The following is a 22,488-nucleotide window of genomic DNA, read 5'->3' as shown; positions in this document are numbered from 1 at the left end:
GGCCTGCTAAGGTCTGTCCAACCTCTCGGCGATCAGCTTCAAGAGCGCATCGGGGAACACGGGCTTGACGAGATGGCCGTCGAAGCCGGCCTGGGCGGAACGCTGCCGTTCCTCGTCATGCCCCCAGCCCGTCAACGCGATCAGCAGCGTGGCGTCTCCGCCCGGGAGCGCGCGGATCCGGGCGGCCACCTCGTACCCATTCATCTTGGGCAGGCCGATGTCCAGCAACACCACCTCGGGCAGAAACTGCGCGGACAAGGCCACAGCCTCGAGGCCGTCAAAAGCGAGGCGTGTCTCATGCCCGCTCAGTTCCAGCAACATGGCCAACGATTCCGCGGCGTCACGGTTGTCGTCCACCACGAGGATGCGATGCGATGCGATCGCCGGTGTTTCGATAGTCGCGACAAGTGGCCCGTCCTCATCCGGAGAGTCCAACGCCATGGCGATCGGCAGACGCACCACGAACTCACTTCCGCGCCCCCTGCCGGCACTGCTGGCCCGCACCGTACCGCCATGCAGTTCCACCAGGTTCCTTGCCAGGCTCAGGCCAATGCCCAAACCACCGCTGGAGCGCTCCAGAGAAAGGTCACCCTGCACGAACAACTCGAAGATGCGGGGCAATTGATCGGCTGAAATGCCGATGCCGCTGTCGCGCACCCACAGTTCCACCTGGTCGCCTTCGCGCCGCACATCGAGCCATACGTTGCCACCCTTGTCGGTGAATTTGCAGGCGTTGTGCAACAGGTTGCCAAGCGCCTGTATCAAGCGCAACGGGTCTGCATCCAGCACCACGCGCTCCGCCGGAAAATCCAACGTCAGCAACACCCCCTTCTGATCGCAGATCGGCTGCGCCACTTCGACCGCTTGCCGCAGGATGGTCGCCAAATCAACCGCCACGCGGCGCAGTTCGATCTTCCCGCGCGTGATGCGGTTGACGTCGATCAGGTCGTCGACCAGATGCACCATCTGAGCCACCTGGCGTTCCATCATGGCGATGGCCGACAGGGTCGTCTCGCTGTGGTGGTTCGCCTGCCGCAGGATTTCCAGGGCGTTGCGGATGGGCGCCAAGGGGTTGCGCATTTCGTGCGCCAGCATCGCCAGGAACTCGTTTTTGCGCCGATCGGCTTCGGCCAACCGCACGTGCGATTCGCGCAGGCGCTCTTCGCTCTCGCGCAAGGCATCGCGCGAGCGACGGCTTTCGCTGACGTCGCGGGCGACCTTGGACGCGCCCACGATGCGTCCGCTTGCGTCCAGCATGGGTGACACCGTCAGTGAGATGTCGATCAGGCTGCCATCCTTGCGCATGCGTGTGGTTTCGTAGTGCTCGATCGCCTCCCCGGCTCGAATGCGTTCGAGAATGCGCGGCTCGTCGTCCAGATGGTCGGCGGGAATCAGCATGCTGATGGGCTGGCCGATCGCTTCTTCGGCCGTGTAGCCGAAAAGCAGTTGCGCACCCCGGTTCCAGCTCTGGATGATGCCGTCCAGGTTCTTGCTGATGATGCCGTCCCTCGAAGAGCGCACGATGGACGCGAGTTGCGCCGCGTCGCGCTCCTGTTCGTGCCCGGTGACGTCCTCGATCGCCAGCAGGAGCATCGCCTGCTCGCTGCCCGAGGGTGGAGCCAGTCGGCGCGCGTTGAGCCGCACCGTGCGCGGCCCCTGGTCTTTGAAGGGATGCTGGACTTCGTGGTTCCCGAGCACGGCACCCCGCTCCAAGACCCCGATGAGCAGCTCGCGCAGCCCCGGGATGTTCCAGCAACCACCGCCCAGTTCGTGCAGCAGATGCTGCTCGGTATCCGCCCGCTGAACGTGAAAGCGCGCGAGAAACGCGTCGCTGGCCATGACCACCCGCAAGCTGGCGTCGAGCACCAGCAAGGGCTCGTGCACCGTCGCGACGACGCTTTCCAGGAACGCCCGCGAGAGTGGTGGCTCGGAAGAAAGGCTCATCGAATATCCCATTCAGAGGTCCAGATGGTCCCCAGTCAGCGCTGCCGACGCAGCGGCGCGAGCAGATCGCCCAGGCCGTTGTGGTCGATCTCGTGCATCAGCGCCAGCAGTCGGCCGATCTCGCCCGACGGAAAGCCTTCGCGTGCGAACCAGTTCAGGTAGTAGCCCGGCAGGTCGGCGATGCAGCGCCCCTTGTACTTGCCATAGGGCATCTCGACCACAAGCAGGCGCTCCAGGTCTTCGGGCTTCATGCGGTGGCCAGGGAGATGTCGAGCCAGGCGCGCACGCAGGCATTGAACTCGGCCGGTTTCTGGCGCATGACCCAGTGGCCGGTGTCCAGCGCCAGAACCTCGCAGCCGGGTGCCCGCTGGAGCTGAGCAACCCAGTCCTCGGAATGGAACATGAAGGGCTTGCGCCGACCATAGATGAACAGCGCGGGAATCTTGATGCCGAGCAGCCGGTCCACCCGTGCCGCGCCGCGCAGGCCACCTTCCTCACCCAGCCAGAGCATGGCGTAGGGATAGTTCATCTGCCAGGCGATCTGCTCGGGCGGGTTGCGGCAACCGATCTGGCGCGCCATGTAGCGCGTCATGCGGTTGGCCAGACCGGGCAGCACAGGGCCGAGTTTCCAGGCCAGCGCCAGCCAGATCTGGTAACCCGCGATCATGCCTTTTTGTTTGGCGCTGAGGCTTCGGCGGTAAGCACCGGCGCTGGTGTCGCCGATGTCCACGCCCACCACCCGCGCCACACGGTCCATGTGGCGCGCGGTGAATTCATAGCCGAAGAAACAACCCCAGTCGTGCAGGAGCAAGGTGACCTGGTCGTTCGGGCTCACGGTGTCGACGATGCGGCGGATCAAGACGTTCACCGAGGACACCGGCATGGCGCGTGGCGGCTTGCCCAATTCGTAGCCTGGCAGGGAGAAGCGCACGCAGCGGTACCCGTCGCGCAAGGCGGCCACCGTGTCGTCCCACAACGCGGGGGAGTCCGGCCAGCCATTGAGCATCAGTACAGCGTGCGTGCCTTCGCCTTCGACCAGGACCTCCAGGCCTTCGATTTCCAGGCGGGTTTTCATGCGTGCGGGTCTCCCACGGAAATGGATCGGGCTGTGCGCATCGTACTGGAACGGAACACCCGCTCCTCAGGGAAATCCCGAGCGTGTGGGCGCGCGCAGACACGGTCATGATGGCCCATGAAAAAGCGCTCTCCAGACAGGCCACCCATGAACCACGCGTCCACCCTCCCTCCCTCGTATGCCCAAGGCCCGCAGAGCCCCGCTCTGCATGAGATCACGATCGGCGAGGCTCTCGCTCGCGCGGCCGCGCAATGGGGCGCGCGCGAGGCGCTGGTCATTCCCCATCAGAACGTGCGCTGGAACTGGAGCGAGCTTCTGCGGCGCAGCGATGCCGTGGCCGCCGGCCTGCTCGCACTGGACCTGCAACCCGGTGACCGCGTCGGCATCTGGGCGCCCAACTGCGCCGAATGGACGCTGATGCAGTTCGCCACCGCGCGCGCCGGTCTGGTGCTGGTCAACATCAACCCGGCCTACCGCGGCAACGAGCTGGCCTACGCGCTCAACAAGGTGTCGTGCAAGGCGCTGGTGCTCGCGCCCGCGCTCAAGACCAGCAACTACATCGAGATCCTGCGTGGCCTCGCGCCCGAGCTCGACCACAGCGCCCCGGGCGCCCTGCAAGCCCAGGCCCTGCCCCACTTGCGCTGGGTGATCCGCCTGGGCAACGAGAAGACCTCCGGCATGCTGAACTTCGACGAGCTGCCCGCGAGAGCCGGTGCGGCACAACACGCCCAGCTCGCCTCCATCGGCCCCCGGCTTGCCGCCACCGACCCGATCAACATCCAGTTCACCTCGGGCACCACCGGCTTTCCCAAGGGCGCCACGCTCACGCACCGCAATATCCTGAACAACGGCTTCTTCGTCGGCGAGGCGATCCGCCTCACGCCCGAAGACCGCATCTGCATTCCCGTGCCGCTGTACCACTGCTTCGGCATGGTGATGGGCAACCTGGCCAGCGTCACGCATGGCTGCGCCATGGTCTACCCCTCGGAGGCGTTCGACCCGGGCGCCGTGCTGCAAACGGTGCAGGCCGAGCACTGCACCGCACTCTATGGCGTGCCGACCATGTTCATCGCGGTGCTCGACCATCCGCAGTTCGCCCACACCGACCTCTCCAGCTTGCGCACCGGCATCATGGCCGGATCGCCTTGCCCGATCGAAGTGATGAAGCGCGTGCAATCGCAGATGAACATGCGCGAGGTGACGATCGCCTACGGCATGACGGAAACCTCACCCGTCTCCACCCAGAGTGCGGTGGACGATCCGGTGGACCGGCGCGTGTCCACGGTGGGCCGCGTGCAGCCGCACCTGGAGGTGCAGATCGTCGATGTCAATGGCCGGGCCGTGCCCAGAGGCGCGGTGGGCGAGTTGTGCACGCGCGGCTACTCGGTGATGCAGGGCTATTGGGACGACGCCGAGAAGACCCGCGAAGCCATCGACCCCGAAAGCTGGATGCACACCGGCGACCTGGCCACCATGGACGCCGAGGGCTACGTGAATATCGTCGGCCGCTTGAAGGACATGGTGATCCGCGGCGGCGAAAACGTGTACCCGCGAGAAATCGAGGAGTTCTACTACCGCCACCCCAAGGTGCAGGACGTGCAGGTGGTCGGCGTGCCCGACAACCGCTTTGGCGAAGTGCTGTGCGCCTGCGTGGTCTTGAAGCCCGGCGAAAAGGCCACGGCGCAGGAGCTGCAGGACTTCGCGCGCGGCGAGATCGCGCACTACAAGGTGCCGGCCTACATCGAGTTCGTCGATGCCTTCCCCATGACCATCACCGGCAAGATCCAGAAGTTCATGCTGCGCGAAGCCATGGTGAAGAAACTGGGGTTGAAGGCGGCGGCCACCGCCTGACCCCACTATTCACAAATTGATGAATAAAAGACACTCCAGGGAGGCGAGCGCGGTGGTGCAAGCGCTCGGTGCACCAGGCCGGTCGAGTACCCTTCGGGCAACCCCTAGCGCCCCGCCCCTTTTCCACCACAAGGACACGCCCCAGTGACCGCCAAGAAGGCCGCCCACGAGCCCAAGATCCGCGACCCTGAACGCTCCAAGGCAGCCATCTTGCTGGCGGCGCGCGAAGAGTTCTCGCGGGCCGGCCTTGGAGGCGCCCGCGTGGAGCGCATTGCGGAGAAAGCGGCGGTCGACAAGAAGCTCGTCTATTACTACTTCAAGGACAAGGACGGCCTGTTCGCTGCGGCACTGGAGAGCGTGTATGCGGAGATCCGCGACGCGCAGCTCTACCTGGATCTGCAGGGCATGGCGCCCTTGATTGCCTTGCGCCGCCTGGTGGAATTCACCTGGGACTACTACATTGCCCACCCGGAGTTCATCACGCTGCTCAACAGCGAGAACCTGCACCTGGCGCGGCACCTGCAAGGCTCCAAACGCATCCGCGAACTCAACTCACCGCTGGTGCAGTCGCTGGGCGACATCCTCGAACGCGGTCAGAAGGAAGGCCTGTTCCGCAGCGGCATCGACCCGGTGCAGCTCTACATCACCATCGCCGGTTGCTCGTACTTCTATCTGTCGAACATCCACACGCTCTCAGCCGGCTTCAACCGCGACTTCAAGGCGCCCAAGCAGTTGACGCAGCGCCTGGCCCACATCACCGAGGTGGTGTCCGCGTTCGTGCTCATGTAGCGATTTCCAGGAACACAGGGAAAACCAGGGGCTTGCGCCCCTTTTTCTTTGCCCTACAATTCTCCAAATGGTGAATAAAGAGACGAAGCCCATGCGGAAAATCGACAGCTATGCCCACATCCTGCCGCGCCAGTATTTCGAGCGCATGGCCGAACTCGCGAAGGACAAAGGCGCCATCAAGCGCTGGCTGACCATCCCGGTGCTCTACGACCTGGAAGCGCGCCTGAAGATGATGGAAGGCTTCCCCAAATACCAGCAGATCCTCACGCTGTCGAACCCGCCGATCGAGATGATCGCGGGCCCGCAGGACTCGCCCGCGCTGGCGCGCCTGGCCAACGAGGAGATGGCCAAGATCCGAGACGCACATCCCGACAAATTCCCCGCTTTTGTGGCCTCGCTGCCGATGAACAACCCGGCGGCCTGCCTGGAGGAAATGGCCTACGCCATCAAAACCCTGGGCGCGCGCGGCATCCAGATGTTCACCAACGTCAACGGCCGCCCACTCGACGAGCCCGACTTCTGGCCGATCTTCGATGCCGCGGTCAACACCTACGACGTACCGGTCTGGATGCACCCTGCGCGCGGCGCCAACATGCCCGACTACGCCTCGGAGAAGCAGTCGAAGTTCGAGATCTGGTGGACCTTCGGCTGGCCGTATGAGACCAGTGCGGCCATGACGCGCATGGTGTTCTCGGGCTTCTTCGACAAGCTGCCCAACCTGCGCGTGATCACGCACCACATGGGCGCCATGATCCCGTTCTTCGATGGCCGCGTCGGCCCCGGGCTGGACCAGTTCGGCAGTCGCACCTCCGACGAGGACTACGAAGGCCTGCTCAAAAGCATGGCCAGGCGGCCGATCGATTACTTCCGAATGTTCTACGCCGACACGGCGCTGGCCGGTGGGCGCTCGGGCATCCGTTGCGGGCTGGATTTCTTCGGCGCGAAGCAGGTGGTGTTCGCGTCCGACTGCCCCTTCGACCCGGAGGGCGGCCCGATGTTCATCCGCACCATCCCCGAAGCCATCGATTCGCTCAACCTTCCCGAAGACGAGCGGGAAGGCATCTATTTCCGCAACGCCTTGCGCCTGCTGAAGATGCCCTGCTGCTAACCCCAACACCCACCAGGAGACCCACCATGAACCGATGGATAGGCGCGCTGCTCGCCATCACACTGTCCGCCACCAGCTTCGCCGCTCAGGCCCAGGCGTACCCCAACCGCCCGGTGCGCATCATCGTGCCCTACGTGCCGGGTGGCACGGTCGACCTGGTGGCGCGCGTGCTCGCGCAGCGCCTGACCGAACAGATGGGCCAGCCCTTCGTGGTGGACAACCGCGCCGGTGCCAGCGGCGTGATCGGCAGCGACCTGGTGGCCAAGGCACCGGCCGACGGCTACACGCTGCTGGTGCAGTCGCCCACCCTGATCGCCAACCCGCTCATGGTGCGCACGGTGCCGTACGACGTGGTCACGGACTTCACACCGGTCTCGTTCCTCGGCTCCGTGCCGATGGTGGTGGCGGCACACCCCGGCGTGCCCGCCGGGAACCTGCGGCAGTTCCTCGAAGCCGCACGGGCCAAGCCGCAGGGCTTCAGCCTGGGGACGTCCGCCATCGGTTCGCCGATGCACGTGTCGCTGGAGGCCATCAAGTTCGGCGGCAAGCTGGAGACGCCCATCGTGGCGTACCGCGGCACCGCCGCCGCGCTCAACGACCTGCTCGGGGGGCAGATCAGCGTGATCATCGATGCCCTGCCGTCCACCGCCCCGCACATCGCCAGCGGCAAACTCAAGGCGCTGGCGGTGACGACCCAGGCACGGTTGCCCAGCATGCCGAACGTGCCGACGGTGGCAGAGTCGGGCCTGCCCGGCTTCGAGATGGTGACCTGGTACGGCCTCTGGGCGCCGGGCAAGCTGCCCGAGGCCATCGGCAAGCGGTTGACCGAGGAGGCCGCCAAGGCCATGCGTTCATCGCTTGTCGCCGAGCGGCTCGGTGCGCAAGGCTTCATCGCCGCCCCCGCAGGACCCGCACAGTTCGCGCCCTACATCACCAAGGAAATCGCGACCTACGCGCGCATCGTGCGCGACGCGAAGATCCATATCGACTGAGCGAGCTATCGCCACAAGGTCAACGCCAGCCCGGCGAGCGCGCACAGGCCCAACAGCGGCATCACGCCCAGGCGAAAGCGGAACAAGGCCAACAACGCCAGCGGCGTGATCGCCACCGACACCGCATCGAGCGGCCCCGCGAACCCTTGTGGCCACCACACGTGGTACGCGAAGAACAGCGCCAGGTTCAGGATCACGCCGACCACGGCGGCGGTGATGGCCGACAGCGGCGCGGTGAAGCCGAGCTTGCCGTGCGTGGCCTCCACCAGCGGACCGCCAGCCAGGATGAACACGAACGAAGGCAGGAAGGTGAAGAAGGTCACCACGCACGCGGCCAGCGCAGCCCCCAGGAACAAGGCATCGGGCCCCAGTACCGCCTTTGTCCAGCCACCAACAAAGCCCACGAAGGCGACCACCATGATCAGCGGGCCCGGCGTGGTCTCGCCCAAGGCCAGGCCGTCGATCATCTGCGCGCCACTGAGCCAGTGGTGCATGTCCACCGCCCCCTGGTACACGTAAGGCAGCACGGCGTACGCGCCGCCGAAGGTCAGCAATGAGGCCTTGGTGAAGAACCAGCCCATCTGCGCGAGCGTGCCCGCCCAGCCATGCATGAGCACCAAGCTCGCCATCGCCAGCAGCCACAGGCCCAGCCCCGCGCCCAGCACGTGCGCCAGATGGCGCCTGGAAAAACGCGCGTGCCGATGCGGTGCGCCGCATGCAGCACCAGCGCCGTCACGGCCGGCTTGATGCCGTAGAAGATGCCCGCAACCACCGGCACATCGCCAAAGCGCAGGTAGACCCAGGACAGGCCCATGAGGATGAACAGCGAAGGCAGCACGAACAAGGCACCGGCCACGATGCCGCCCCAGGTGCGGTGCATCAGCCAACCGATGTAGGTCGCCAGTTGCTGCGCTTCGGGGCCGGGCAGCAGCATGCAGTAGTTCAACGCGTGCAGAAAGCGCTTCTCGCTGATCCAGCGGCGCCGCTCCACCAACTCGGTGTGCATGATCGCGATCTGCCCGGCAGGTCCACCAAAGCTGATGAAACCCAGCTTGAGCCAGAACGCAAGCGCCTGCGCGAAACGGACCGGTTGCGGAGCGGCTGACACGGAGAGGTCTGACATGGGCGGTGGACGGAACAATGCGACGAAGGGCGCAATGTAGGGCGTGCCGTTGACCGCAGCGTGACACCCATGGGGGTAGGCATCCCCAAAAATGGCGCAGCGGTACTCGCATGCCGAGGGTTTTTTCACGGAAAACGCCACAACAGCTCTGATACGCTGCCCGCTTGCGCCGATATACCGAACTACACCCGGCGCATGAAAAGTCAGGGAGTTACATGTCGATCCATAGGCCACAAGACCGCGCATTGAGCGGGGCATTGCCCTTGCTCCCAGCGGTGATTGCTTTTGTGTTGTTGTGCCTGCTGTTGGTGTCGTCCGAGCGCATGCTGGCCGACGCACTCCGACAGCAAGCCAATGCTCAAGTTGAACAATCCTCGCGCTTGTTCGCGGAGCTGCTTGCGCGTCGCACCGCCGAACGTCCTGCACCACCCGGACCCACCGGCGCCGCGCCCTTGCGCGGACTCACACCCGCCGACATCGATGCCCTGCGCCAGCAGATCCTGGGTGCCGAAAGCGAGCGCAGGCAACGCGACCTGCGCGTGGTCGACGCCGAAGGCCGTGTGCTGTTCGGGACGCAACATCCGATCGGAGAGCGCGAGTGGCGCATCCTGCGAGCCTTGCCCGAGAGCACTTCGCACACCGTCGACACCGGCACGGGAGCGCCCTACATCTTCTCCCGGGTTTCGCTCCCGAACGAGGAAGGCGCCGCGCCCACGGCATGGCACGCCGTCGGCCTGCAACCGCTGAATGCGGCGCTCACCTCTCTCGTCCCGTTCAGGCGCAACCTGCTGCTGTGGGGCGGAGGCATCACTTTTTTGCTCATCGTTGCCGGATTCGCCATGTCGCAGCACGTGGCGCGCTACCAGCGCGAGCACCGGCGACGCTTGAAGGAACAAGGCGAACTGCTGAGCGCGGCCATCGATTCCGCCGGAGACGCCATCGTCAGCGTGGATCTGGCCGGACGCATCCAGCGGTTCAACCCCGCGGCGGCGCGCATCTTCGGGCACCCGGCGTCCCACATGCTCGGGCGCCCCCTGAGCACGCTACTGCCGCAAGCGCCCCACCTGGACGGCCTGCACCGCACCTCGCCCCTGCAAGGCCCGAAAGGCCTGGGGCTCGTCGCGGGCGTGCGGGCCGACGGTCAGGCGCTGGAGCTGGAGGCCTCGGTGTCGCACTTCACGGTGCGGGGCTCCCGTGTGGCCACGGCCATCCTGCGCGACGTGACCGAGCGCGTGCGCACCGAACGCGCGCTGGCGCAACACCAGCGTGCGCTTTCCGAACTCGCACAACGCCTGCTCCAACAAGAAAAGCAGACCACGCGCAAACTCGCGCAGACCTTGCACGACCAACTGGGCCAGACGGTGAGCGCGATGCGCCTGTCCTTCGACGTCCTGCTCAACCTGGTGCCCGAACCTTTGCCGCCCAAGCTGAGCGACCGTGCGCGTATCCTGGGCCAGTTGATCGACACCGCCAACGCCCAGGTGCGGCAGGCGCTGGTGGCACTGCGCCCCCCTCTGCTGGACGACGAAGGCCTGCAGGCCGCGCTGCGCCACGAGGTGCAGGCACGCGCTGTTGATGCCGAGCCGGTGGAGCTCCGGCTGGAAGTGGCGCTGGATGTGGCGCAGGTCCGCTGGCCGCTCGACGTCGAACATGCCGCCTTCATGGTGGCCCGCGAAGCCATGGTCAACGCCTTGCTGCATGCCCGCGCGAGCCGCGTGTTGCTGCGCATCGATGGCCATGCCGGCCAGCTCCACCTGAGCGTGACCGACGACGGCATCGGGCTGCACCCCGACATGGCCGCAGGCCGGCCCGGCCACCTCGGCATCGTGGGCATGCGCGAACGGGCGCTGGCCATTGGCGCGCACCTGCAGGCCCATGGCCAGCCCGCGGGCGGCAGCACGGTTTCGCTCACCTGGGAGCTCGTCCAGGAAACCCCTTTCAGAAGTCAAACGCAAGACATCGATTGCGCCATCCTCCCGAACCATGACTGATATCTACCTTGTCGACGACCACGCGATGATGCGAGACGGCCTGCGTGCCGTGCTCGAAGGCGCCGGGCACCAGGTGGTGGGTGAATCGGACCATCCCACGACCGCCTTGAGCGACCTGACCCGACTCGATCCCGCCGTGATGCTGCTGGACCTGCACCTGAACCAGCGCTCGGGCTTGGAGCTGCTGGAGCTCCTGCAGCGCCGAAAGCTGAGCACCCGCACCATCATGCTGACCATGTCCTCGCAGCCCCGCCACGTGGCCGAAGCGATGCGCCTGGGCGCACTCGGCTACGTGCTCAAGGGATCGCCCTCGCGCGAGGTGCTCGCCGCGGTGGAGGCCGTGGCCACCGGTCGCCAGTACCTGGGCGACAGCGTGGCCGAGCTGGCGGTGAGCGCCTTGGTGAACGACGCAGCGCCGGGCGGCATCGACACGCTCTCCGTGCGCGAACAGCAGGTGATCCAGTTCGTGGTGCGCGGCTTCACCAGCGCGGCCATCGGCGAACAATTGCACCTGTCACCGAAAACGGTCGAGTCCTACCGCAGCCGCCTCATGGCCAAGCTGGGCGTGAGCGACGTGCCGGCGCTGGTGCGCCTGGCGATCCGGGAGGGCCTGATCAGCGTGGAAGAGCAGTGAAGGGGAACACCCCCCTGCGCCGCTGACGCGGCTTCCCCCCTCTGTGGCGCGCCTTCGGCGCTTCGAGGGGGGACGGCATCTCGGGCCGGCGCAGCCGTCCCTTGATGCCTCTGGATTCGGGCACGCTCGCCGGAGAGAGTGTGTGTGCGGTATCTCCTGCCGGCGGAGGTTCTATGGATAGAAGTCAAGCGCTGGGTGCATATCGCTGAGGCTCGAATGGTTTGCCAGAGCGCCAGACGGCAAAGGCGATACGCAGGAGCTTGCGAGCCAGTACAACGAGGGCTTCGGTGGTCTTCAGGCCGCGCTGGCGCAAAGCCTTGTAAGTGGCTTCAAATGTCTTGGTGTGGCAGGCCGACATGGCGGCGAGGTACATCTGGCGTCGTAGAGCCGGTTGTCCGCGTTTGGAGAGCCTTCGGTGGCCTCGGCTGCGGCCCGAATCACAGGCACGCGGGTCCAGCCCACTATAGGCCACCAAGGCATCGGCGCTGGCAAAGTCCAGCTGGGCCAGCACGCTGGCCAGCAATGCACTGCTTTGCGCGCCCACGCCCACGATGCTTTGCAGTAAAGCCCGTTGCTCTGCCAAGCGGGCATCCTTTGCGAACAGTGCTGCGATGCGCGCATCCATGGCCTTAAGCAGCGTGGCGAAGGCCGCATCCAGGGCCCCTAGCTCGGCAGCGATGGCTGCATCACAGCCCTGTAGCGACTGGTGCAGCGCGGTGCGTTTGGTCACTACCGTCCAACGCTGCGCGAGCAGGGTGTTGACCTGAGCGAGCGCGGGGCAGCAAGCCTGCCAGGGGTGCAGGTGCTCATGATGTTCAAGAAGGTAACGGGCGATCACATGGGCATCGAGCCGATCGGTCTTGGCCCGAGCGCCCAGGGCGCGGGCGTAGAAGAACACATCGCGGGCGTTGAGCACGAACACCTGCAGACCCGCTGCGTGTGCCAGGGTGGCGAGCAGTTGGTGGTAGCGCCCGGTGGACTCCATGGCCACAAGGGTGTTGTCTGGTAGCTCACGCAGCCAGGCGCTGATGGCGCCGACCTCGTTGGCGATGCTGCGGCATCCTGGTTGGGAGGCCGTGGCGACGACGAGTTCGGCCTTGGCCACATCTACCCCGATGAACACATGGACTTCTTGCATGGCAACCTCCTGCGAGAAAGAATGGCAAGTGTTGGGGTGGAAATTCCCGCCAGCCGCGTTAGCTTGCTTCAAGATCGGCGCTACTGGGTGCCGCTCAGTTCCTTATCGACGCTGAAAGGCGGGGTGGGGGCAATCTCCGCCAGTCGGTCCAAGCCGATAGCCGTACTTCCAGGCCCTCCACCCCAACACCTCAACCATACAAGCCGTCAACGGAACACGCTCAACGCTTCCACCAGGCGCTGGGTCTGTTGCTGCAGGCTTTGTGAAGCTGCGGCCCCCTGCTCCACGAGCGCGGAGTTCTGCTGCGTGACCTGGTCCATGTGGCCCACGGCCTGGCTCACCTGCTGAATGCCGCTGCTCTGCTCGATGGTGGCCGAGCTGATTTCGCTGATGAGGTCGGACACACGCCGCACCTGGTGCACGATCTCGTCCATGGTCTTGCCGGCATCGTCGACCAGGCGCTTACCCGCCTCCACTTTGCCCACGCTGGCACCGATCAGTTCCTTGATCTCCTTGGCGGCCTGGGCGCTGCGCTGCGCTAGGCTGCGCACTTCACCGGCGACCACGGCGAAGCCACGGCCTTGCTCGCCTGCGCGTGCCGCTTCCACCGCGGCATTCAGCGCCAGGATATTGGTCTGGAAGGCGATGCCGTCGATCACACCGATGATGTCCTGGATCTTGCGCGAACTCTCGGTGATCTCGCCCATGGTGTGCACCACCTGGGACACCGCCTGCCCACCGCGCGAGGCGGCATCGCTGGCCGACCCCGAGAGCTGGTTGGCCTGGCTGGAAGTCTCGGCGTTCTGCCGCACCGTGGCCGTCATCTGCTCCATCGATGCCGCGGTCTGCTGAAGGCTGGAGGCGGCCTGTTCGGTGCGCTGGCTCAGGTCGTTGTTGCCCTGCGCGATTTCGGTCACGGCGGTCTGCACCGTGAGCACCTGTTGGCTCACGTCGTCGATCAGCCAGCGAAACATCAGGCCCAACTGGCTGATGGAACGCATCGTCATGCCGATCTCATCCACACGGTCCATATGGGCCACCTTCTGGGTGTCACCCGTGGCCACGCGCAGCGCCTGCTCGCGCATCTCTTCGAGCGGCCGGGCCAGTTGCGATTCGAGAAACCAGCTTGCCAGACCCACGCCCACCGCTGAGAGCCCGGCGAATGACGACCATTGCATGCCTTGCAAACCCATGGCCCACGAGCCGCCGCAGAGCCCGCCCAGCAGCAGCCCCAGGGCCAGGCGGATGCGGCTGCGCACGCGCATGGTCTTGAACACGGTGGTGATGCCCATCAATCCCGTGCGCAGCAGCAGGCCCTTGTGCAACTTCAGGTGGGTGGCACGGCCTTCGCGCATGTCGGCATACAAGCGCTCGGCGCCGTCAATCTCCTCGCGCGTGGCCTTGGTGCGCACCGACATGTGCCCCACGGTCTGGCCATTGCGGATGACGGGCGTGGCGTTGGCGCGCACCCAGTAATGGTCTCCGTTCTTGCGGCGGTTCTTCACCAGGGCGGTCCAGGGCTCGCCGCCCTGGAGCGTAGCCCACATGTCGGCGAACGCCTCCTTGGGCATGTCGGGGTGGCGCACCAGGTTGTGCGGCTGGCGCTGGATTTCCTCGAGCGAAAAGCCGCTGACATCGACGAATGCCGCGTTGGCGTAGGTGATGTAGCTCTGCGCATCGGTGGTCGACATCAGGGTCGCGTTGTCTGCGAACTCGAATTCGCGCTGGGTGACGGGGGTATTGACGCGCATGGCAATCTCGGCAAGTGTGGACGAAATAACCCCACTATCGGCTCGTGATTGTCCTGGCTTTAGCTGCAAATAGCGGCCAACCCTTGACGCAGATCAAACGATGGGGTCATGCGCTAAGCTGCGGCCCATCGCCCCCGAAGACCCAGCCGCCCAGGAGTTCACCCATGACCCCATCTCCCTTGCGCACCGTCCTGGTGTTCAGCGCCGAAGACCAGGCCTGGATCCGGCGCACCCCCGTCACCGTCCCCGATTTCTGGCAGGGCCACAACGTATCGCCCGCCAAGGGCGATCTGCTGCGCCTGGGGGGACGGCAGTTCCACGTCCGCGGCCGCGTGTGGGAACACGATGGCGAAGGCCCCATCCTCAAGCTCTACATGGGCGACGCCCACGCACAGAGCGACACCACCTTCGGCTGAGCTGGCTCAGCCGCCCGCGATGCGCTGCGCGAGTTGCCAGACCGCCATGCGGTGGCCCGCGGCCAGCGCGTCCACCGAGGTGTCGGCCAGCGGCACTTGAAAGTCCGCCTCGCCCGCCACGGGCGCGGTCGGGCTGCCCCGCTCATCGCTGAGCCACCAGCGCGCCTTCACCTGCAGCGAGCGGCGAGCGGCATCGGCGATCAGCGTGTCGATCTGCACACGCAGGCGCTTGTCCACTTTCACGCCGCTTTGCACGGGCGCGCGCCACACCAGGCCTTCACCGCGCAACACAGCCAGATCGGTCACCAGGCGCGCAGGAATGCTGGCACGCAAGGGCTCCACCCAGCGGTGCCCTGACAAGCGCTCCACCCCGGCAGCCCCGCTGGCCACCACCAGGGTGTCGCGGTCCAGCGTGCCGGGCAGCCGCACCATGCTCGCCACTTCCCACACCGCCCCGTCGCCCGGACGCGGTGCGGGTGGGCTCGCCGGAGGATCGGCGCGCAACTCGTACCAGCGCACCGGTGGGGCATCGTGGGCACAGCCCGCCAGCACCAGTGGGGCCAGCCCCAGGCCGATCAGGGTATTGCGGCGATTCATTCGTCCACCTTTCTGCCCCGCAGGAGCGAATCGGGTTGTTGTTCCAGCGCTTCGGCCAGGTCGCGCAGCGCGCGCGCGGCGCGCGAAAGGTCGTCCAGCGCGCGGTCGGCGCCCACCATGAGGTTCGAATCGCCGGACGTGGCCTCGCGCAACGCACCTGCCGTGCGGCTCACCTCGTTGGCCGCGCGCTGCAGGTTCTGCACCAGCGGCGCGTCTGGCGCCAGGATCTCAGCGACCTGGTCCGAGGTGCGGCCCAGGCCCACGGCGGTCTGGTTGACCGACGTGGCCGCCTTGTTCATGCCGTCCATGGCGGTGCGCGTGGAGACGAGCGAGCGCTGCAACTCGTCGGCCAAGGGGTCCAGGCGTTTGTCCAGGCGCTCGGACACGCGCTTGACCGTGGCCGTGATCTGCGCCATGTCGTTCAGCGCCTGCTTGAGCTGCGGGCCGGAGAGCAGCGCGCGCGCCGACGCGGCAATGGCCGAGATGTCGTCGGTGATCTTGCGCAGGTCGATGCCTTCGAGCTGGTCGCGGAACGCCTGGATGGCCGTGGGCGTGGTCGGGATCTCGGTCTCGTCGTGCATCGCGCTGCCACGCCTCTTGCTCGCGCGCTGGGGGCGCAGGTCGAGGTCGACGTACAACAGGCCGGTGAGCAGGCTCTGCGTGGACAGTTGCGCGCTCAGGCCGCGCTCGATCAACGCAGGCAGCGCCGGGCCGGGTTCCGCGTCGGGACGCTTGCCATCCAGGCCGCGCAGCGCATCGGCATCGAGTGCGGCGATCACCGGAATGGAAAAGGTATCGGAGCCCTGGTCGTACGACACCTCGACCGACTCCACGCTGCCCACGCGCACGCCGCGAAAGACGACCGGTGCGCCGACCTGCAAACCGTACACCGAGCCACTGAAATACATCACGGTGCGCTCGGTGCGCGTGAAGTAGTTGCTGCCGGCCAGCGCGATGATCGCCACCGCGATCAGGGCGATGGCGGCCACCACGAAAGTGCCGATGAGGGTGGGATTGGCCTTGCGTTTCATGCCGTCTCCTCGCGTTGGGGGGCGGGCGCGCCGCGCCGCAGAAAGTGCTGGACCTCTTCGGGACCGCTGCGGCGCAGTTCCCTGGGTGGGCCCAGCGCCGTCATGGTCTTGCTTTTGGCATCCAGGAACAGCAGGCGATCGGCCAGCGCGAAGATGCTCTCCAGTTCGTGGCTCACGATCACCACGGTGGTGCCCAGGTCGTCGCGCAAATGCATGATGAGTTCGTCCAGGTGTGCCGAGGTCAGAGGGTCCAGCCCGGCGGAGGGTTCGTCCAGAAACAGCAGCGGTGGATCCAGCGCGAGCGCCCGCGCGATCGCAGCGCGCTTGCGCATGCCGCCGCTCAAGGCGGCCGGCTCGACGTCGAAGCTGCGCGCCAGCCCCACCAGCGCCAGCTTGAAGCGAGCGGCCTGCTCGCGCTGGGCTTCGTCCATGTCGGTCATCATCTGCAGCGGCAACATCACGTTCTCGCCCACCGTCATGCTGCTCCACAGTGCGCCGGCCTGGAACATCACGCCGAAGTTGCGCAGCAAGGCAGCCTTCTCGTCTTCGTCGGCAGCGTAGAGATCGTGGTCTCCGATCAGCACCTGGCCTTTCGCGGGCGTCTGCAGGCCGATGAGGTGGCGCAGCAGCGTGCTCTTGCCACAGCCGCTGCCGCCGGCAATGGCCAGCACTTCGCCGCGTTGAATCTCGAAGTTCAGGTCGCGCTGAACCACGTTCGCGCCGAAGGCCATGGTGAGACCTAGCACACGCACCAGCGGCGCCTGGGCGCTGGACGCGGTCGGCGCCGTCTCGGATGCATCCTCGCGTTCGTGCATGGCCTCTTGCATCGGCTTCCTAAATGTCCAGACGTTGAAAGACCACCGTGAGCATGGACGCCGCCACGACGATCCAGACGATCGCTTGTACCACCGATGCGGTGGTGGCATCGCCCACGGCCTGCGCGCTGCGCCCCGCCGACATGCCCTGCAGACATCCCGCGAGTGCGACCAACACGGCATACACCGTGCCCTTGAACAAGCCCACCAGCACATGCGGCAGGGTCATCGCTTCGAAGCTGGCGTACACGTATTCCAGCGGCGTCACGCCGAAAATTCCCACGGCCACCAGCCATCCCACCAGCATGCCGACCACGGCACCGAACGCGGTGAGCATCGGTCCGACGATCAGGAGCGCGAGCACCCGCGGCAGCACGAGAAAGTCGATCGGGTTCACCCCCATGGTGGTCAGAGCGTCCACCTCCTCGTTGGCGCGCATGCTGCCGATCTGCGCCGCGAAGGCCGCACCCACCCGGCCCGCGAGCACGATGCCCACGAGCAGGGCCGCGACTTCGCGCACCACCCCGATGGTGACCAGATCGGCGATGTAGGTCTGCGCGCCAAACCGCTGCAACTGGGTGGCGCCCATGTAGGCCACGATCAGGCCGACCAGAAAACACACCAGCGCCACGATCGGCAGGCTGCGCGGCCCGGTCTGGTCGATCTGCCACATCAGGTCGCTGACGCGCATGTCGCTGCGGCCCCGCAGCCAGCGGCCGATGGACAACAGCACCTCGCCCACGAAACCCAAGGTCTTGCGCCGCAGCGCCCACGCCGCCGAGGCCCGCGCACCCACGGCGGCGAGCCGTCTCGGGCGCTTGGCGTCGGCGGTGACGGTCGAAGGTGCTCCGTCGAGCGCGAGGGCCAGAATCTCCTGCAGGCCCTTGGGCAAGCTGGTCAGATCCACCTCGGTCTGCTCGCGCGCCAGAGGCTCGAGTTGCTGCCACAGCGCAGCAGCCAGTGGTGCATCCCACGAGCGCAGGCCGGTGGCGTCCACGCGCACCGGGGTGGTGGGGTCGTACGCATCGGGTTCGGGCAAAGGCGCGCGGTGTGCGCGCCATTCGCCGCTGAGCCGCAGCACCCGGTGTGTGTCTTCGGTGTGCCAGCCGGCCTCGGGAGCATCGCTCATGGAAGTACCCATTCAGCCTCGGATCGGCGATTCTATCGAGCGCCACAGGCGACCAAGGTGTGGCCTCGCACAGACGACACACGCCGATACAGCGAGCATGGAACCCTCGTTTCTGCTGGCACTCCCATTCACATGGCACACGGTCTCTCCCATAGCCGTGACACACGGCGCAGTCCTACACCGCAAAAGGCGCTTGGCCTATGAGCACGCGCGCGCGCGCCCCAATTCGCATCGCCGTGGGTATGTTCGGGTTGCTGGTGGCGGGCATCGTGGCGGGAGAACTGAGCGGCTGGCCTTTCCTGCGCCAGCCGATGCAGAACGCGGCCTCGCGAGGTGCGGCGGTGCCGGTTGAACTCGATGGCCGTGTGCGCGTGCACCTGCTCTGGCGCCCTCGCCTGGAAGTCGAACACCTGCGCATCGCATCCGACCCGCGCTTCGACGTGCCCCACCTGCTGGATGCGCGTGGCGTTTCGCTGGCCTGGGGTTGGAACGACATCTGGCGCTGGCAACGCAGCGGTGCGCCGCTGCGCGTGCAGACGCTGCAGGCCGATACGCTGGATGCGCACCTTCAACGCACGCCCGACGGCCACGCGAACTGGCAGCTCGGCGCGCCCGACCAGACACCCCGCGAAGACGAACAAGGCCTGGGCGGCATACCGCGTTTTGGCTCGCTGGTGGTCGGCCAGGGCCAGATCGACTGGAAGGATGCGGTACAGGACATCGACCTCGACATCCGCGTGCGCGGCCGGGAAGGCGATGCCGTGGGCAGTGCGGACGCGGGCTACGACGCCTCGTTCACCGGCCGCTACCAGGCCTTGAAGATGCAACTGCAGGCGCGCACCGGCGGTGCCCTGCCCCTGCTGCACGACCCCGAGACCGCGCCGGATGCGCCCTGGGTGCCGGTGCGCGTGGAAGGTTCCGTGGCATCGTCGAACCTCCTGTTCGACGGCCAGGCCGCAGCCTTGCTCGGCACGCCGCGGCTGGACGGTGCGCTGTCGTTTCGCGGTCCTTCGCTGGCCGCGGTGGGCGAACCGTTGGGCATCACCTTGCCGCAAACGCCGCCGTTCCATTTGCGCGGTCGCCTCTCCCAGGACAGCGGCGTGTGGCGGCTGCAGGCCTCGCGCGCCAACATCGGCACCAGCCGCCTCGCGGGCGATCTGAGTTTTCACCAGCGGGCCACGCCCCGGCGCCTGAGCGGCACCCTGAGCGGCCCCAAGTTGGCGTTTGCCGATCTGGGGCCGGCCGTGGGTGGCGATGCCCCCCAAGCGAAGCCCGCGTCTTCCTCGGCCGACGATGGGCGCGTCCTGCCTCAGCGGCGCTTCGACCTGCCTTCGCTGAAGGTGATGGATGCCGACGTGAAGGTCGACGTGGACCAGGTCGATTTCGGCACCACCGCGATGGCCCCTTTGCAAGACCTGAAAATGCGCGTGCTGCTGCAGGCGGGTGTGTTGCGCCTGGAGGATCTGCGAACCACCGTGGCCGGCGGCCGTTTCGAGGGCATGACGCAGCTCGATGCGAACGCCCAACCCGCGAAGTGGCAAGCGCGCTTGAATGTCACGGGCGTGGACATCGCCGGTTGGTTGCGCGGCCTGCGGCCCGACGGCGCGCCAGGCGCCGCGCCCGCGGCCACCGCGCCCAAAGCCCTGAAGAAGGAACGCGAGCAGGCACGCCAGGGAGGCGAGCAGGCGGTGCAGGCCTACGTGACTGGCGTCGTGTCGGGCAAGTTCGACGTGCGCGGCGCCGGCAACTCCACCGCGCAGATCCTGGGTTCGCTGGACGGGCCGGTCGACATCACGCTGCGCGACGGCACGATCTCCCACCTGGTCACCGAAGCCCTGGGGCTGGATCTGGCGCAGGCGCTGGGCGTGTTCATCCGTGGCGACAACCCGCTGCCCTTGCGCTGCGCGCGCTTCGATCTGGTGGCGAACGACGGCCTGGTGACGCCGCGGATCGCGGTGCTCGACAACCGCGACAGCACGGTGCGCGCCAGCGGCCAGGTCAATCTGAAGGACGAGTCCATGGCCTTGCGCGTGGTCACGCAACCTAAGGACTGGTCGCCCCTGTCGCTGCGCACGCCCATCAACGTGGCCGGCACCCTGGGCAAGCCGGACGTGGGCATCGAGGCGCGCGGCCTGGTCGCTCGGGCCTTGGGCGCGGTCGCCTTGGGCGCGGCGGCCGGGCCGGCCGCGGCCGTCGTACCGCTGGTGGAACTCGGCAAGAAGGACGATGGCGCCGACCCCTGCCTCACCCCGGCCCCCGCGGCGGCACCTGCGCCAGCCAACGGCAAGAAGCCTTGAGACCAAGGGCAGGCATCGAAGGGCGCGGGCCTGCTCGCGAGTGACAGCGTGTGTCATGCAAGGCACCGACAATGGCCGCCATGACACCCGCATCCCACTCCGCACCGCACCGCCTGCTGCCCAGCGCCTCCAACTTCCGCGACCTTGGAGGCCACGTCGGCGCCGATGGCAGGCGCGTGCGCCGCGGCCGCGTCTACCGCTCCGACCACCTCGCAGGCCTTACCGCGACCGATCTGCAGACACTGCAAGGCCTGGGCCTCACGCACCGCATCGACTTTCGCGGCACCGCGGAGTGCGCCGCCCTGCCCTGCGAAATCGCCGGCATCGTCTCGCTGCCGCTGTCGATCGAGCCCACCGTGGTGCAACGCGTGCTGGCACTGGTGGATGAGGGTACCGTGCCGACGGAGGCCCAGGCCGTGGCGCTGATGTGCGACACCTACCGCGGCTTCGTGCGCGAGGGTGCGCCGGTGTACGCCCGCTTCTTCCGCCATTTCGTCGAGCACCCCACACCCGTGGTCTTTCATTGCACCGCCGGCAAGGACCGCACCGGCTTCGGCGCCGCTTTGCTGCTGGGCGCGTTGGGTGTGGCGCGCGAAGACATCGTGCAGGACTACCTGCTCACCAACCAGTTCTACCAACGAAGCCCGTTGGTGCAGGCCCGTGGGCCGGCGCATGTCATGGACGTGCTCTGGAGCGTGCGGCCCGCGTTTCTGGAAGCGGCGTTCGATGCCATCGAACAGGACTTCGGGAGCCTGGAGCGCTACCTGCAAGGCCCGATGGGCCTGGGCCCCCGTGAGCAGGCGCAACTGCGAGCTTCGTTGCTGGAGTCCTGAGCACGCTGGCCGGACCGGACCAACCCAGGATCGGCCATCTACAATTCGCGCCCCAAGCCTCATCCGTACCGCAAGCCCGTCTCATGCAGATCACCGTCAACCCGGAACTCAAAGCCTATATCGACCCCCTCACCCAGGACGAGCACGACGCCCTGGAGCGCAGCCTGCTCAGCGAAGGCTGCCGCGACGCGCTGGTGCTGTGGGGCGACGTGCTGGTGGACGGGCACAACCGCTACGGCATCTGCCAGAAGCACGGCCTGCCCTTCGAGACCGTCCAGAACCCGCGTTTCCAGTCCCTCGAAGACGTGCACCTGTGGATGATCGACCAGCACCTGGGCCGGCGCAGCGTGTCGGACTTCCAGCGCGGGGTGCTCGCCCTGCGCAAGCGCGAGATCATCGCCGAGCGGCGCGCGCGACTGCTCGCGTCCACGCCGGCACCCGGCGATCTGCCGCCCGAAGCGGACGCGCTGCCACCGCAGGACGCCACCGGGTCCGCCGCCCCGCCCGTGCCCGAAGCCCGGCCCTTGAACAGCCGCGAGGACATCGCCAAGGCCGCGCGCCTGAGCAGCAGCCAGGTGGTGATGATCGAGAAGATCCAGAAACAGGCCATGCCCGAGGTGGTCGAAGCCTTGAAGGCCGGCGCGATTTCGCTCAACGCGGCCGCCGCTGTTGCCAGCCTGCCCGAAGAGGAGCAGAAAGCCGCGGCGCTCGCGGGCAAGGAAGAGCTCAAGCTCGCGGCCAAGCGCGTGCGCGATGCGCGCAAGAAGCCACCGGCCGAGTCGGCCGAAGACACGGCGCACGGCGCGGCCACCGCGGCGCCCGACGAACTCAGCACGCTGCGCACCCAGGTGTCGGCACTGCAGGCCGAGAACACCGCGCTGCGCCAGCAGGTGGCGGCCTTGCAGGCGCAGTTGCAAGAGGCGCAGGTGGCCTGAGCCCACGCCTGCGGCGCCTTCGCACCCACACGGCCGTGC

19 protein-coding genes and 1 pseudogene are annotated in these 22,488 nt (G+C 66.9%); 10 read left to right on the top strand and 10 right to left on the bottom strand.

Translation table 11 applies throughout. The features are described 5' to 3' along the window. Window positions 1-6 precede the first annotated feature (6 nt). From F9K07_RS12550 to F9K07_RS12540, 3 genes are read right to left on the bottom strand one after another with little or no spacing between them, the layout of a single operon-like run. The gene (locus F9K07_RS12550) at window positions 7-1,944 is read right to left on the bottom strand and encodes a PAS domain-containing hybrid sensor histidine kinase/response regulator (RefSeq protein WP_159593541.1); all 1,938 of its coding nucleotides are present in this window, start codon (window positions 1,942-1,944) and stop codon (window positions 7-9) included. A 35-nt stretch (window positions 1,945-1,979) separates the two neighbouring features. Continuing rightward, window positions 1,980-2,195, bottom strand: a complete 216-nt coding sequence (locus tag F9K07_RS12545; RefSeq protein ID WP_159593539.1) for a DUF3820 family protein — start codon at window positions 2,193-2,195, stop codon at window positions 1,980-1,982. After that, the gene (locus F9K07_RS12540; protein WP_159593537.1) at window positions 2,192-3,019 is read right to left on the bottom strand and encodes an alpha/beta fold hydrolase; all 828 of its coding nucleotides are present in this window, start codon (window positions 3,017-3,019) and stop codon (window positions 2,192-2,194) included. The genes F9K07_RS12545 and F9K07_RS12540 overlap by 4 nt, the downstream gene beginning before the upstream one ends. A 147-nt stretch (window positions 3,020-3,166) precedes the next feature. Between F9K07_RS12540 and F9K07_RS12535 the strand changes: the two genes are divergently transcribed. From F9K07_RS12535 to F9K07_RS12520, 4 genes are all read left to right on the top strand, one after another. After that, window positions 3,167-4,870: an AMP-binding protein gene (locus tag F9K07_RS12535; protein ID WP_159593536.1), complete on the top strand. Its 1,704-nt coding sequence runs from the start codon at window positions 3,167-3,169 to the stop codon at window positions 4,868-4,870. A gap of 144 nt (window positions 4,871-5,014) precedes the next feature. After that, window positions 5,015-5,659, top strand: coding sequence for a TetR family transcriptional regulator (locus F9K07_RS12530; protein ID WP_159593535.1), 645 nt, complete (start codon window positions 5,015-5,017; stop codon window positions 5,657-5,659). Window positions 5,660-5,750: 91 nt separating this feature from the next. Continuing rightward, window positions 5,751-6,767 (top strand): amidohydrolase family protein, encoded by a 1,017-nt coding sequence (locus F9K07_RS12525; RefSeq protein ID WP_159593534.1) that lies wholly within the window; start codon window positions 5,751-5,753, stop codon window positions 6,765-6,767. Window positions 6,768-6,793: 26 nt separating this feature from the next. Further along, complete coding sequence (locus F9K07_RS12520) at window positions 6,794-7,759, top strand: Bug family tripartite tricarboxylate transporter substrate binding protein (protein WP_159593533.1); 966 nt, start codon at window positions 6,794-6,796, stop codon at window positions 7,757-7,759. A 5-nt stretch (window positions 7,760-7,764) separates the two neighbouring features. Here the strand turns inward: F9K07_RS12520 and F9K07_RS12515 are convergent. Continuing rightward, a pseudogene (locus F9K07_RS12515) lies at window positions 7,765-8,882 on the bottom strand (chromate transporter). A gap of 257 nt (window positions 8,883-9,139) precedes the next feature. Here F9K07_RS12515 and F9K07_RS12510 point away from each other — a divergent pair. Next, window positions 9,140-10,873: a sensor histidine kinase gene (locus tag F9K07_RS12510; RefSeq protein ID WP_159593532.1), complete on the top strand. Its 1,734-nt coding sequence runs from the start codon at window positions 9,140-9,142 to the stop codon at window positions 10,871-10,873. Continuing rightward, a complete protein-coding gene (locus tag F9K07_RS12505) occupies window positions 10,866-11,507 on the top strand; it encodes a response regulator (RefSeq protein WP_159593531.1) in 642 nt (213 codons plus the stop codon). The genes F9K07_RS12510 and F9K07_RS12505 overlap by 8 nt, the downstream gene beginning before the upstream one ends. A 184-nt stretch (window positions 11,508-11,691) precedes the next feature. Here the strand turns inward: F9K07_RS12505 and F9K07_RS12500 are convergent, their stop codons facing one another. Both F9K07_RS12500 and F9K07_RS12495 read right to left on the bottom strand, forming a co-directional pair. Continuing rightward, window positions 11,692-12,645 carry an IS110 family transposase gene (locus tag F9K07_RS12500; RefSeq protein ID WP_159593437.1) on the bottom strand — a complete coding sequence of 318 codons (954 nt, stop codon included), beginning with the start codon at window positions 12,643-12,645 and terminating at the stop codon, window positions 11,692-11,694. A 206-nt stretch (window positions 12,646-12,851) separates the two neighbouring features. Beyond that, complete coding sequence (locus F9K07_RS12495) at window positions 12,852-14,396, bottom strand: methyl-accepting chemotaxis protein (RefSeq protein ID WP_159593530.1); 1,545 nt, start codon at window positions 14,394-14,396, stop codon at window positions 12,852-12,854. A 164-nt stretch (window positions 14,397-14,560) separates the two neighbouring features. Between F9K07_RS12495 and F9K07_RS12490 the strand changes: the two genes are divergently transcribed. Further along, window positions 14,561-14,812: a hypothetical protein gene (locus F9K07_RS12490; protein ID WP_159593529.1), complete on the top strand. Its 252-nt coding sequence runs from the start codon at window positions 14,561-14,563 to the stop codon at window positions 14,810-14,812. 6 nt (window positions 14,813-14,818) lie between these two features. On the opposite strand, the gene F9K07_RS12485 is transcribed toward F9K07_RS12490, so the two are convergent. From F9K07_RS12485 to F9K07_RS12470, 4 genes are read right to left on the bottom strand one after another with little or no spacing between them, the layout of a single operon-like run. Further along, the gene (locus F9K07_RS12485; RefSeq protein WP_159593528.1) at window positions 14,819-15,409 is read right to left on the bottom strand and encodes a PqiC family protein; all 591 of its coding nucleotides are present in this window, start codon (window positions 15,407-15,409) and stop codon (window positions 14,819-14,821) included. Next, window positions 15,406-16,440 carry an MlaD family protein gene (locus tag F9K07_RS12480; protein WP_159593527.1) on the bottom strand — a complete coding sequence of 345 codons (1,035 nt, stop codon included), beginning with the start codon at window positions 16,438-16,440 and terminating at the stop codon, window positions 15,406-15,408. The genes F9K07_RS12485 and F9K07_RS12480 overlap by 4 nt, the downstream gene beginning before the upstream one ends. Beyond that, window positions 16,437-17,255, bottom strand: a complete 819-nt coding sequence (locus F9K07_RS12475) for an ABC transporter ATP-binding protein (protein WP_159593525.1) — start codon at window positions 17,253-17,255, stop codon at window positions 16,437-16,439. Before F9K07_RS12475 ends, F9K07_RS12480 begins: the two co-directional genes overlap by 4 nt. Before the next feature lie 19 nt (window positions 17,256-17,274). Then, on the bottom strand, window positions 17,275-18,384 hold the full coding sequence (locus F9K07_RS12470) for an MlaE family ABC transporter permease (protein ID WP_236581936.1): 1,110 nt from the start codon (window positions 18,382-18,384) through the stop codon (window positions 17,275-17,277). Between the two features lie 200 nt (window positions 18,385-18,584). Here F9K07_RS12470 and F9K07_RS12465 point away from each other — a divergent pair, with 200 nt between their 5' ends. From F9K07_RS12465 to F9K07_RS12455, 3 genes are all read left to right on the top strand, one after another. Then, entirely contained in the window at window positions 18,585-20,681 is a 2,097-nt protein-coding gene (locus F9K07_RS12465; RefSeq protein ID WP_159593523.1) for an AsmA family protein, read from the top strand. Between the two features lie 80 nt (window positions 20,682-20,761). Then, window positions 20,762-21,514, top strand: a complete 753-nt coding sequence (locus F9K07_RS12460) for a tyrosine-protein phosphatase (protein WP_159593522.1) — start codon at window positions 20,762-20,764, stop codon at window positions 21,512-21,514. A gap of 83 nt (window positions 21,515-21,597) precedes the next feature. Next, a complete protein-coding gene (locus tag F9K07_RS12455) occupies window positions 21,598-22,449 on the top strand; it encodes a plasmid replication/partition related protein (RefSeq protein ID WP_159593521.1) in 852 nt (283 codons plus the stop codon). The last annotated feature ends 39 nt before the right edge of the window (window positions 22,450-22,488 follow it).

Source organism: Hydrogenophaga sp. BPS33, from assembly GCF_009859475.1.
Taxonomy (GTDB): Bacteria; Pseudomonadota; Gammaproteobacteria; order Burkholderiales; family Burkholderiaceae_C; genus Hydrogenophaga.
The sequence above is the reverse complement of the archived record's forward strand: the minus strand, read 5'-3'. Positions and strand labels throughout refer to the sequence as shown.

Coding starts and splice junctions, on each gene's coding strand:
- F9K07_RS12540 (WP_159593537.1), bottom strand. CDS start 3,019: ATGAAAACCCGCCTGGAAATCGAAGGCCTGGAGGTCCTGGTCGAAGGC.
- F9K07_RS12490 (WP_159593529.1), top strand. CDS start 14,561: ATGACCCCATCTCCCTTGCGCACCGTCCTGGTGTTCAGCGCCGAAGAC.
- F9K07_RS12460 (WP_159593522.1), top strand. CDS start 20,762: ATGACACCCGCATCCCACTCCGCACCGCACCGCCTGCTGCCCAGCGCC.
- F9K07_RS12550 (WP_159593541.1), bottom strand. CDS start 1,944: ATGAGCCTTTCTTCCGAGCCACCACTCTCGCGGGCGTTCCTGGAAAGC.
- F9K07_RS12455 (WP_159593521.1), top strand. CDS start 21,598: ATGCAGATCACCGTCAACCCGGAACTCAAAGCCTATATCGACCCCCTC.
- F9K07_RS12480 (WP_159593527.1), bottom strand. CDS start 16,440: ATGAAACGCAAGGCCAATCCCACCCTCATCGGCACTTTCGTGGTGGCC.
- F9K07_RS12475 (WP_159593525.1), bottom strand. CDS start 17,255: ATGCACGAACGCGAGGATGCATCCGAGACGGCGCCGACCGCGTCCAGC.
- F9K07_RS12505 (WP_159593531.1), top strand. CDS start 10,866: ATGACTGATATCTACCTTGTCGACGACCACGCGATGATGCGAGACGGC.
- F9K07_RS12465 (WP_159593523.1), top strand. CDS start 18,585: ATGAGCACGCGCGCGCGCGCCCCAATTCGCATCGCCGTGGGTATGTTC.
- F9K07_RS12470 (WP_236581936.1), bottom strand. CDS start 18,384: ATGAGCGATGCTCCCGAGGCCGGCTGGCACACCGAAGACACACACCGG.
- F9K07_RS12495 (WP_159593530.1), bottom strand. CDS start 14,396: ATGCGCGTCAATACCCCCGTCACCCAGCGCGAATTCGAGTTCGCAGAC.
- F9K07_RS12545 (WP_159593539.1), bottom strand. CDS start 2,195: ATGAAGCCCGAAGACCTGGAGCGCCTGCTTGTGGTCGAGATGCCCTAT.
- F9K07_RS12485 (WP_159593528.1), bottom strand. CDS start 15,409: ATGAATCGCCGCAATACCCTGATCGGCCTGGGGCTGGCCCCACTGGTG.
- F9K07_RS12520 (WP_159593533.1), top strand. CDS start 6,794: ATGAACCGATGGATAGGCGCGCTGCTCGCCATCACACTGTCCGCCACC.
- F9K07_RS12535 (WP_159593536.1), top strand. CDS start 3,167: ATGAACCACGCGTCCACCCTCCCTCCCTCGTATGCCCAAGGCCCGCAG.
- F9K07_RS12525 (WP_159593534.1), top strand. CDS start 5,751: ATGCGGAAAATCGACAGCTATGCCCACATCCTGCCGCGCCAGTATTTC.
- F9K07_RS12500 (WP_159593437.1), bottom strand. CDS start 12,645: ATGCAAGAAGTCCATGTGTTCATCGGGGTAGATGTGGCCAAGGCCGAA.